The sequence below is a fragment of the Fastidiosibacter lacustris genome (assembly GCF_003428155.1).
Classification (GTDB): Bacteria; Pseudomonadota; Gammaproteobacteria; order Francisellales; family Francisellaceae; genus Caedibacter; species Caedibacter lacustris.
The window spans coordinates 62,501-73,747 of sequence record NZ_QLIR01000010.1; the positions used below are offsets into that span (position 1 = coordinate 62,501).

The window sequence follows — 11,247 nt, forward strand, 5'->3', positions numbered from 1 at the left end:
TTGATATAACAACAACTAATTATTGTAAGTAGCAAAAAAAAGATGAATAGAATAACGCGTTTACTACACCTTGAAAATAACGATGCTTATCAAGCTATGAGCATGCCTATTTATCAAGTTAGCACTTTTAATCAACATAATACAGATACATTTGAATATTCTCGTATCCAAAATCCAACTCGTCGCTATCTGGAAGCACAACTGGCGATTTTAGATGAAGCAGATGGTGCTTTTGCCTTGAGTAGTGGATTATCTGCACTTAATGTGACCTTAGGTTTACTTAAAGTAGGGGATGAGATCATTGTAGGTTGTGATTTTTATGCAGGAATTTCATTTATTCTCGAAGAGATGTGCCTAACACGCGGAATTAAGGTAAAGCAATTGGATTTACAAAATCCAGAATCCTTAGAAAAAAATATTAACGAACACACCAAAATGGTCTTATGCGAAACGGTTTCTAATCCTTTACAGAGAGTTACACCTATTTCTGATATTGCGCATATTACTAATCGATATAACATTTGTTTAGTCGTAGACAATTCGTTGATGTCTTCTTATGGATTTATGCCGCTTAACTTTGGTGCAGACATTGCTATACAATCTTCAACCAAGTATTTAGTGGGGCATGCAGATATGACTTCAGGTGTATTGGCTACCAGTCAAAAATACACAGATAAAGTCGTAAAAATTATTCGCCAGACAGGCTATGCTTTGGATCCTTTCCAGTCTTGGTTATTATCTAGAAGCTTAAAAACAATTCATTTACGCATGGATAAGATTCATTATAATACTCAAGTAATTTATCAATATTTAAAAAATACAGGTTTATTTAAAGCAATTTATTATTGTGGTGATGAAAGTCAAAAATATGCCACTTGGCTTATTAATAACAGTATTACTTTAGGTGGCTTGATTGGCGTTGAATGCCACGACCAAGTTCAATTTGATCATTTGTATGAAAAGCTTAAAGCATATTTTCCCAAAACGGTAAGCTTTGGTGCTGTACATAGTTCATTAAGCCATCCAGCTACCATGTCACATAAAGAGACACATAAATTGCAACAAATTCGCTTACAAGTTTCACCATGGTTGTTAAGATTATCTATCGGTTGTGAAGCAGTAGAAGATACACTTACGGTATTTCAGGAATTTATGAATGAAAATAAAAGCAGTCAACAAGCTAAAAGAAGTAAGCAACCTAAGCAAAGTGAAAAAGTTAATAGTTAATGTAGCTAGCTTAAGTATTTTAATGAACATGCTTAGTGCATGTGCACCTGTTATTATTGCAGGGGCGGGGGCTGCAATTGTAGGTGCGAATGTAGTAGGTAGTAGCGTAGATAGCAAAACGAATGTATCAGATAAGAGCATTCAATTTAAAGCGATCTCATTATTAAATGATTACCCTGAGCTTACAGGGAATTCAAACGTTGAACCAGTTGTGTTTAATCATATTTTATTGCTGATTGGTCAGGTCTTGACAGAAAGTTTGAAAGCTGAGCTTGCTAATAGAATGGCTAAGATTCCTGGTGTGAAGGTAGTTTATAACCAACTAACTATCGGGGAGACGGTTGGTATTGGTGGTTATCTTTCTGATAGCTGGATCACCTCAAAAGTAATTTCAGCATTGATTTCAAGCGGTGTTAACAGCTTAAAGTTTAAAGTGGTAACAGAAAAAGGTGTTGTCTATATATTGGGTGTGGTTACAAAAGCTGAAGGTGCTCGTGCATCAGCAATTGCTACAAATGTACCAGGTGTGCAAAAAGTCATTGAAGTTTATGACTATGTATTAGCGCCACAACCTGAGCCAACAAGTGATATAGAATACTCAACAATAGAGAAAGGGGCAGCATAATGCAATATTCGTGTGCTGTGTTTATTGGGCGCTTTCAACCTTTTCATATAGGTCATTTGCATAACATACAATATGCACTTAAAATTGCACAAAAACTTATTATTGTTGTTGGTTCCGCATTTAGAGCGCCAAGTATTAAAAATCCATTCTCTTATGAATTACGTAGAAAAATGATCTTATCAGATCTTATTGCTGTGGGTATTGATATATCACGTATTACCATTGTACCAGTGAGTGACTGGTTTTATGATGAAAATGGTTGGAAAAATGAAGTGACATCCTCAGTATATAATCATGTAAGAGCAACTGAAAGTATTGCAATTGTAGGCCATGAAAAAGATGTCAGTAGCTATTACCTTAAATGTTTTCCTAAGTGGTATTATATTAATGTAAACAATTTTAATGGATTTAATGCAACTGATTTTCGGATGAAATTCTTTGGTAAACATAATTTAGATGAGACTTATTTAGTCAATAATTTAGCATTAGATGGTACACGTGAAGCTTTGCGTCAATATATACAAACACCTCTATACCAAGACCTTTGTGATGAATTTGATTACATACAGAGTTATCAACATGCATGGCAAGATGCGCCATATAAACCTATTTTTGTGACAACTGATGCGATGGTGCTGTGCAATAAGCATGTGTTGCTCATTCAACGCAAGCTTGTACCTGGGAGAAATCTATGGGCGTTCCCTGGTGGTTTTTTGGATCAGGATGAACGTATAGTGGATGGGATGTTACGCGAGCTTGAAGAAGAAACCAGTATAGACATCAAAAGTTATGAATTTAGTCAAAAACTTATTGCACAAGAGGTATTTGATTATCCTGAACGTTCATTAAAAGGTAGAGTGATTACTCACTTAGGCTTATTTATATTACAAACCGACTCTTTACCAAAATTGCAAGCTCAAGACGATGCAAAATCGGCAAAATGGATAAAGCTTACTAAAGTAATTGAGAAAATGTCTGATTGTTTAATCGATGATCACTACCAAATCATTCGCTTTATGCTTACAAAGTATAAGCTAACGGATTAATCAACATAGGGAAATTACGTTTTTTTTATTATTTTTTATTGATAGTATACTAATTTAAATGATCTGCGCTAGACTCAAAAACAGATAAAGTGTGTTGAACCTAAAAGGAGATTATTATGAAAAAACTACTATCACTTATCGTTATGGCCATATTTTTAAGCGGTAATATTGTATGGGCAGAAAATAACGATTTTGTGGCAAATTCAACAATGACTAAAAATGTGCAGTATAATCACTTTAAAGCGGCATCAGTTGAAAGTCGTAATGCAAAAGTATATTTTCAGGATTTAAATTAAATCAAGGATGATTGCCAATTAATTGGATGTTTCTTTTTGTTTTTCCACTTTTTGCTGATAAATTGTATCAAAGTTAACGGGCGCTAAACAAAGTTGCGGGAACCCTCCTTTTGCGACTAAATCAGAAATGACTTCACGTGCATAAGGATACAGGATATTTGGACAAAATGCGTATTGGGCATGATCAAGTTGCTTATCTTCCATATTGGCGATTACAAAAATACCAGCTTGTTGTACTTCAGCTGAAAAAGCATCAGTTGTGCCAGATTTTACCTCTGCTTCAACTGTAAGCACCACTTCATACATGTTATCTTCTGGTAAATTGTTAACTTTAGTATTAAGTGAAACAGTTAGTTCAGGTTTCCATTCTTGTTTGAAAGCATTAGCACCTTTAGGAATCTCAAAAGATACATCCTTTGTGTAAATTTTTTGAATTTGAAATTGAATCTCAGTGTTAGGTGTCTCAGTAGTCATTTCTTTTCCTTAATTTGTGGTTAATTAATATTACTCAAAAGCGCATCAAGTTTATGTTGACGTTCTAGTGCATATAAATCATCACAACCACCAATATGTTGATTATTGATAAATATTTGTGGTACGGTTGTACGTCCAGATGCACGATCAATCATTTTATGACGAAGCTCAGGTCGAGCGTTTATGTCATATTCTATAAAGTCAACGCGTTTTTGCGTTAGTAACGCTTTAGCATCAATGCAATAAGGGCAAGTTGGTTTGGTATAAATTTCAATCATCAACTTGCTCCTATTTTTTTTGCTTTGCTTAGTTTGCTAGCAACTTCATGTTCATCCTCTTTTTTATCAATTGGGAGATTATTATTCAACCATTGCTTAAAGCCACCTTTTAAAACGTAGACTTTATCAAACCCATCTTTTTTGAGCATTTTATAAACGACAGTGCTACGAGTACCTGTGTCACAATAAATAACAATAGGTAAACTTTTATATTTATTCAAAAACTTAGTGCTTGATTTAAGATTGGCAATTGCACTGTTTATGGCACCAATAATATGACCTTGATTGTAATCTTTACCATCACGAATATCTAAGAAAATACCTTTTTCACGATTATTAAGCTTAATAGCATCTTGAGCAGAGAGACTAAAACGTTGATATTTAGTTTGACGAAGTTCAAAAACAATATAAACCAGGATCGCAAAGATAAAAACAAGACATAAAAGTATATTTTGTGAAATAAAATGACTTAAGTTCGACATAACCTTCCTAAGTTGTAAAGTGGTATTGAATTGGAATCTAGAGCGAATTATAGCGGGTTTGAAAATCAATGAGAAGTTAAACTTACCAAGGTTTTCTTCACTATCTGTTGCAATGGTTTAATCCAGTGATTAATAACCGAACTTTTACGATAAATAAGACCAATTTCTCTATAAGGGATGGGTTCTATAAAATCGATATAGTGAATACCTTTATATGGACTAAAAACTGTTGCAATTTCAGGAATGATTGTAATGCCAAGTTTAGCAATTACCATTTGACGAAGAGTTTCTAAACCAGTTGCATTACACTGTATGCTTTGAGCGGGATTTAAATCTAGTGCTAATATTTGATCGCGTAGACAATGACCTTTTTCTAGAAAAAGCATGGCTTCGTCATTAAGTTTTGTAATATCAACTTTTTTTTGCTTGCTAAGGGGGTGACCATCGTAGACAGCAAGTTTAAATTTGTCTTTAAATAAAGGAATAAAATCCATACCTTGTGGTAAGGATGTTTTAGCAATAAATGCAGCATCAATTTGACCATTTTGTAGCATCTGAATTAAAGTGTCTGTCTTTTCCTCGATTGGATAGATGTTGACTGTGCTTTTTTCTTGTTGACTTATACGAATCAATCCTGGTAGTAAATATTGTGCTAATGTCGGAAATAAACCAACTTTAAAAAGCTTAGCTTCCTCTTTGTTATACAAATTAGCCGCACGTTTAATATCTTGTGCCAAGGTTAATAACCCTTGTGCTTTTGCAATGATCTCCTCACCTATAGGTGTAACAAAAATACTTTTTTGAAAACGTTCAAAGATTGCTACACCTAACTCTTCCTCTAATTTTTTAACTTGCATACTAAGTGCAGGTTGACTGACAAAACAAATCTGTGCTGCTTTGTTAAAATTTTTATATTTAGCTATTGCAACAATATACTCAAGATCTCGAATATTCATAGTCAATTCAAACTTACGCAGGTTAAAGCTATCATTTAGATTTAAGCTTACTGTATTTTATGCCAAAATAAACATCAAAATTAAAACAATAAAGATTTATTTAGCTTATGATGCAATATACTGCTCAATCAATAGAGGTTTTATCTGGGTTAGATCCTGTTAAACGCCGCCCTGGCATGTATACTGATACGCAAACACCAAATCATATCGCACAGGAAGTGATTGATAATAGTGTTGATGAAGCGCTAGCAGGATATGCAAGTAAAATCTCAATACATGTGTACATAGATGGTAGTTTTGAGGTAGAGGATAACGGACGTGGTATGCCTGTTGATATTCATTCTGAAGAAGGAGTTTCTGGGGTTGAGCTTATCATGACACGCTTACATGCTGGCGGTAAGTTTTCAAGAGAAAATTACTTATATTCGGGTGGCTTGCATGGTGTGGGAGTGTCGGTTGTAAATGCGTTAAGTTTACGAGTTGAAGTACAAATAAAGCGTGATGGTAAGCGTTATTTTATTGTATTTGAAAATGGAGACAAGGTTCAGGATTTAACAGTAATAGGTGAAGTGGGCAAGAAAAATACTGGGACTATCGTGCGCTTTTGGCCTGATCCTAAGTATTTTGATAGTCCTAAGTATATTGTACGTAAACTAAAAAATCTTCTAAAAGCAAAGGCTGTTTTATGTCCTGGATTAGTTGTTGATTATCAAAACGATGAACAAAATGAGCAAGTCACATGGCAATATGAAGGAGGTTTGTTAGCCTATTTACAGGAGAAGGTAGAAGAATTTGAGATTTTACCGCAAGTGCCATTTTCAGGTTCATTTACTGATGGTCAATATGTTGTTGATTGGGCACTGTGTTGGTCTCAAGAAGCGGACAACCTTATAACAGAAAGCTATGTTAACTTAATTCCCACGCCTTTGGGTGGAACACATGTCAATGGGTTAAGAAGCGGTTTATTAGATGCGATGCGTGAGTATTGTGAGTTGCATAATATTTTGCCACGTGGTGTTAAAATTATACCTGATGATGTATTTGTGGGCTTAAGTTATGTATTATCAATTAAAATGCCTGAACCACAGTTTTCAGGTCAGACAAAGGAGAGATTGTCTTCACGTGATTGTGTTAGTTTTATTTCAATACATGTCAAAGATGCATTTAGTTTATGGTTAAATCAAAATATTGAAATTGCAAATCAAATTGCAGAAACAATTATTTCACGTGCTCAAAAGCGTCTAAAAGCAGAAAAAAAAGTAGTACGTAAAAAAATAACTCAAGGTCCGCAATTACCAGGAAAGTTAACAGACTGTGTCGGTCAAGATACACAATATACAGAGCTTTTTTTAGTAGAGGGTGATTCAGCAGGAGGGTCAGCAAGGCAAGCGCGTGACAGAGAATTTCAAGCAATAATGCCATTACGTGGCAAGATTTTAAACTCATGGGAAATTGACTCATCAGAAGTATTGTCGTCACAAGAAATTCATGATATTTCGGTTGCAGTTGGTGTTGATCCAGGAAGTGATAATTTAGAGGGCTTACGTTATGGTAAAATTTGTATTTTAGCTGATGCTGATTCGGATGGTCTACATATTGCAACCTTGCTTTGTGCATTATTTTTAAAGCATTTTAAGCCGTTAGTAGCCCAAGGGCATGTTTATGTTGCCATGCCTCCACTCTTTAGAATCGATGTAGGAAAAGATGTTTATTATGCTTTAGATGAGGCAGAGAAAAATATTATTTTACATAAAGTTGCACAAAATAAAAAATCACTAAAGCCGAATGTTCTTCGCTTTAAAGGACTTGGGGAGATGAATCCTATACAATTAAGAGAATCAACAATGGCTATAGATACTCGACGTTTAGTCCAGTTAACGTTGTCAGATGATGAAAGCTTTGATATAGAAGAGTTAGATGAAATGCTATCTAAAAAGCGTGCGCTTGATCGCAAAAATTGGCTAGAACAAAAAGGAAATCTCGCAGATATAGAATAGTTTTACTTTTTTAGTGTTAACTTTTAAAACACGTGCAGTATCGCGAATACCACTCTACCATTGCTAAACATATCAAACACTACCAATAAAACGTGTAAATAGACTCAACGTTTTCTCTATATCTCTATCGCTATGTACACTTGAGATAAAACCAGCTTCAAATGCAGAAGGCGCAAAATACACTCCATGCTCTAACATAAAATGAAAAAAGCGACTAAATGTTTCAAGACTACAAGTTTTTACTTCATCAAAAGTACGCATATCTTTAGCTTTTGTGAAGAAAAGCCCAAACATACTGCCAATTGACTTTGCCATAAATGGGAACTTATGTACCTGTGCAATACGATTTAGACCTTGCACTAAAGTCTTTGTTTTTTCTGTTAAGCATTCATAAAATCCAGGCTGGCTAATTTTAGTTAGGGTAATTAAACCTGCTATCATTGCCACAGGATTACCTGATAAAGTACCTGCTTGATAAACGGCACCAGAAGGCGCCACCATCTGCATAATTTCTTTTTTACCACCAAATGCACCAACAGGCATACCGCCACCTATAATTTTGCCAAAAGTTGTCAAATCCGGTGTTATCCCATACAACCCTTGTGCACCTGTTAAGGCTACTCTAAAACCTGTCATTACCTCATCAAATATCAGTAAAGCTTGATTTTGATCACAAAGCTTACGTAATTGACTTAGAAATAAGGGGTCAGGTTCAATTAAATTCATGTTTCCTGCAATGGGCTCCAAAATGATACAAGCAATTTCGTTAGGGTATTTTTCAAATAACGCTTCAACACTCTTAATATCATTAAAAGACGCTGTAAGTGTGTCTTTGACCGTGTTTTTAGGTACTCCTGGTGAGTTTGGTACACCAAACGTTAGTGCGCCAGAGCCTGCTGCTACTAAAAATTGATCAGCATGACCATGATAACAACCTGCAAACTTAATAAGTCTATCGCGCTTAGTAAAACCACGCGCCAAGCGTACAGCACTCATTGTAGCTTCAGTGCCTGAGCTTACAAAGCGTACCATATCAATGCTTTCAATCAACCCACAAATTTTCTGCGCTAGCTTTACTTCCAACTCACATGGAGCACCATAACTTAAGCCAAACTCGACTTGTTGTTGTACCGCTTTGATGACATCATCGTCAGCATGCCCTAAAATCATTGGTCCCCATGAACCAACATAATCAATATATTGATTACCCTCGACGTCATATACATAAGCACCTTTTGCTTTTGCAATAAACCGTGGTATGCCACCCACTCCTTTAAAAGCACGCACAGGAGAATTCACTCCCCCTGGTATGACTTTTTGAGCTTGATCAAATAAATTTTGTGAGTTCATCATTTTTATTTCTTTGATTTCCTATTAATTATTCTATCTTCAACCACATCCATCAATATGTCAGTAGCATTAACACCAGTTTCATTATAAATCTGTTGGGTCATTGTTGGACTCGTGATATTGATTTCAGTCAAGGTGTTACCGATGACATCAATACCTGCAAATAATACACCATTCGCTTGTAAATCACGACCAACGATATGTGCAATTTCATACTCTTCGGCATTAATCTTTCGAATTGAAGTAGAGGCACCGCGTGCTAAATTACCACGACTATCTTCACCACTTGGAATACGTGCCACTAAATATTCTAAAGGCTCACCATCAACGATGAGAATTCGCTTATCTCCATCTTTAATCGCAGGTTGATATTGCTGCACCATGATAAACTTAGATTCATATTGAGTGATGGTTTCTAAAATAACATTTTTGTTTGAATCGTTCGGTTGAATACGAAATATCGATTCTCCGCCCATACCATCTAAAGGCTTCACTACCACATCTTTATATTTTTCAATAAAGGTTTTTATATGCTTAAAGCTACGACTAACCATTGTCTTGGGTGAAAGCTGAGGATAGTTGTTAATTGAAAATTTTTCATTAGCATCACGTAAAGTTCGTGGCTTATTAACAACCAAAGCACCTTGTTTTTCTGCTAATTCCAAAATATAAGTGGCATAAATAAACTCCATGTTAAAAGGTGGGTCTTTACGCATAAAAATCACATCAAACTCACCTAATCTCATCTTATCACCAGGTATAAGTTGATACCACTTATTATGCTCTTTAGAACCCGTCAGCATTAACTCATAACCTATCCCATAGGCAACACCATCCTCAACGAAAATGTCATTAAGCTCAAAAACATATTGTTGCCAATCCTTTCTAGCAACAGATAACATCATCATATACGCAGTATCTTTTTTAATATTAAATGTATGTAAAGGGTCGATAATAAACGCAACTTTCATTTTTCTTCCTTAATTTTAATAAAGTAAGATGATACAAGTTTTAAGGGTGGACTTTAGACCTTATCAAACAATACTTATGTTCAGTTTTATTGTTCAAATACTTCCTTTATTTTATAAAGTATCCTCAAGCAACACTTGTGACTTTACCGCTTCATCAATTTGTTTTAACTGCATTAATAATGGTTTCATCTTCTGAATTGGCCAAGCATTTGGACCATCGCTTAACGCCTTTTCTGGATTGGGATGGGTTTCCATAAATATACCAGAAATTCCGGCGGCAACTGCTGCTCTTGCTAAAACGGGTACGAACTCACGCTGCCCCCCTGATGAGCTCCCCTGCCCTCCAGGTAATTGCACAGAATGCGTTGCATCATATACAACGGGAGATCTTGTTTCACGCATAACTGCCAATGAGCGCATATCAGAAACTAAATTGTTATAACCAAAACTCACTCCTCGCTCACAGACCATCAGTTGTTTGTTGCCTGTTGTTTTAGCTTTTTCCATCACCTGTTTCATATCCCAGGGTGCTAGAAATTGTCCTTTCTTAATATTGACAGGCAAACCTTGTTCACATACACGAACAATAAAGTTTGTCTGACGACATAAAAATGCTGGTGTTTGTAACACATCAACAACAGCTAATACTTCATCTAAAGGCGTATCTTCATGGACATCTGTCAATACAGGAACCTGTATTTCCTTTTTAACTTTTTCTAAAATTGCTAAACCTTTCTCAATGCCAAGCCCTCGAAAGCTGCTTATAGATGAACGATTAGCCTTATCAAACGACGACTTATAAATAAATGGGATATTAAGTTTTACTGTAAGTTCTTTTAGATAACCTGCCGTCTCAAGTGCCAGTGTTTCAGACTCAATCACACAAGGACCTGCAATAAGGAAAAAAGGCTTATTTAAGCCAACTTCAAAATCTAATAATTTCATACGTAACTCTATTGCTATCAACAAATAGCAATAGTGTAATATCGTGATCTATAAATAGAAAGGAATTTCAAAGTATAAAACTTAACGTTAGCAACTAACCCGAACATCATCGATGAGCTTGCGCCTATGCTTGAAGCTGCGTCTAAAAGCTATCAGGTGTGTAAGGCGAGGATTGATGCTGCTGAGAAATTTGTGGCTGAGTTTGAGAAATCTAGTAATGACTAAAACACAAAAAATCAAAGTATTCCTAGCATACCTCATCCTTTACACCATCAATTGATCTTCACGCAAAAACTGATGATAAAGTCAATAAATGAACCATCATTTAATTAGTACTGGTTGAAACTTGGTGCCTTTACCATCGTCTTCAACTTTACGAAACGGTAAGGTAAACGAAAATCTTGGTCCTTCAAATAAGGAATCATTTAATTCTTCACCATCACAGAGCAAGTCAGCATAATACTTCGCTAAGGTGTATAAGTTTAGACTTGACCTGACAGTTGCCTATTTTTCAAACGCGATTTTTGTCAGATATGGTTGAGCAATTCAACCTTCTCTTGCCAGTGCGTTTTCCCATCAGTAAAAGTTGCTATTGGTGTT

The 11,247-nt window shown here is 35.5% G+C and carries 12 protein-coding genes and 1 pseudogene; 6 read left to right on the plus strand and 7 right to left on the minus strand.

All coding sequences use genetic code 11. From position 1 onward, the window contains the following. The first annotated feature begins 42 nt into the window (after window positions 1-42). The 4 genes from DNJ77_RS06185 (at window position 43) to DNJ77_RS06200 (ending at window position 3,194) form a co-directional block, all read left to right on the plus strand. Window positions 43-1,227 (plus strand): trans-sulfuration enzyme family protein, encoded by a 1,185-nt coding sequence (locus DNJ77_RS06185; RefSeq protein ID WP_116964124.1) that lies wholly within the window; start codon window positions 43-45, stop codon window positions 1,225-1,227. Then, window positions 1,208-1,852 carry a BON domain-containing protein gene (locus DNJ77_RS06190; protein WP_192877943.1) on the plus strand — a complete coding sequence of 215 codons (645 nt, stop codon included), beginning with the start codon at window positions 1,208-1,210 and terminating at the stop codon, window positions 1,850-1,852. Before DNJ77_RS06185 ends, DNJ77_RS06190 begins: the two co-directional genes overlap by 20 nt. Beyond that, window positions 1,852-2,898 (plus strand): bifunctional nicotinamide-nucleotide adenylyltransferase/Nudix hydroxylase, encoded by a 1,047-nt coding sequence (locus DNJ77_RS06195; RefSeq protein WP_116964126.1) that lies wholly within the window; start codon window positions 1,852-1,854, stop codon window positions 2,896-2,898. The genes DNJ77_RS06190 and DNJ77_RS06195 overlap by 1 nt, the downstream gene beginning before the upstream one ends. A 116-nt stretch (window positions 2,899-3,014) precedes the next feature. Next, window positions 3,015-3,194, plus strand: a complete 180-nt coding sequence (locus DNJ77_RS06200) for a hypothetical protein (protein WP_116964127.1) — start codon at window positions 3,015-3,017, stop codon at window positions 3,192-3,194. Between the two features lie 18 nt (window positions 3,195-3,212). Here the strand turns inward: DNJ77_RS06200 and secB are convergent, their stop codons facing one another. The 4 genes from secB to DNJ77_RS06220 form a co-directional block, all read right to left on the minus strand. Next, a complete protein-coding gene (secB, locus tag DNJ77_RS06205) occupies window positions 3,213-3,668 on the minus strand; it encodes a protein-export chaperone SecB (protein ID WP_116964128.1) in 456 nt (151 codons plus the stop codon). A gap of 20 nt (window positions 3,669-3,688) precedes the next feature. Then, on the minus strand, window positions 3,689-3,946 hold the full coding sequence (grxC, locus tag DNJ77_RS06210; RefSeq protein ID WP_116964129.1) for a glutaredoxin 3: 258 nt from the start codon (window positions 3,944-3,946) through the stop codon (window positions 3,689-3,691). Further along, window positions 3,946-4,428, minus strand: a complete 483-nt coding sequence (locus DNJ77_RS06215; protein ID WP_116964130.1) for a rhodanese-like domain-containing protein — start codon at window positions 4,426-4,428, stop codon at window positions 3,946-3,948. Before DNJ77_RS06215 ends, grxC begins: the two co-directional genes overlap by 1 nt. A gap of 65 nt (window positions 4,429-4,493) precedes the next feature. Further along, window positions 4,494-5,384 carry a LysR substrate-binding domain-containing protein gene (locus DNJ77_RS06220; RefSeq protein WP_116964131.1) on the minus strand — a complete coding sequence of 297 codons (891 nt, stop codon included), beginning with the start codon at window positions 5,382-5,384 and terminating at the stop codon, window positions 4,494-4,496. Window positions 5,385-5,491: 107 nt separating this feature from the next. Between DNJ77_RS06220 and parE the strand changes: the two genes are divergently transcribed. Continuing rightward, the gene (gene parE, locus DNJ77_RS06225) at window positions 5,492-7,381 is read left to right on the plus strand and encodes a DNA topoisomerase IV subunit B (protein ID WP_116964132.1); all 1,890 of its coding nucleotides are present in this window, start codon (window positions 5,492-5,494) and stop codon (window positions 7,379-7,381) included. 72 nt (window positions 7,382-7,453) lie between these two features. Here parE and hemL read toward each other — a convergent pair whose 3' ends face one another. From hemL to kdsA, 3 genes are all read right to left on the minus strand, one after another. Continuing rightward, on the minus strand, window positions 7,454-8,734 hold the full coding sequence (gene hemL, locus DNJ77_RS06230) for a glutamate-1-semialdehyde 2,1-aminomutase (RefSeq protein WP_116964133.1): 1,281 nt from the start codon (window positions 8,732-8,734) through the stop codon (window positions 7,454-7,456). Window positions 8,735-8,736: 2 nt separating this feature from the next. Beyond that, complete coding sequence (gene gshB, locus DNJ77_RS06235; RefSeq protein WP_116964134.1) at window positions 8,737-9,702, minus strand: glutathione synthase; 966 nt, start codon at window positions 9,700-9,702, stop codon at window positions 8,737-8,739. Window positions 9,703-9,813: 111 nt separating this feature from the next. Continuing rightward, on the minus strand, window positions 9,814-10,647 hold the full coding sequence (kdsA, locus tag DNJ77_RS06240; RefSeq protein WP_116964135.1) for a 3-deoxy-8-phosphooctulonate synthase: 834 nt from the start codon (window positions 10,645-10,647) through the stop codon (window positions 9,814-9,816). 96 nt (window positions 10,648-10,743) lie between these two features. Between kdsA and DNJ77_RS10290 the strand changes: the two are divergent. Next, window positions 10,744-10,872, plus strand: a pseudogene (locus DNJ77_RS10290) (exodeoxyribonuclease VII small subunit); the annotation flags it as partial. Window positions 10,873-11,247 lie beyond the last annotated feature (375 nt).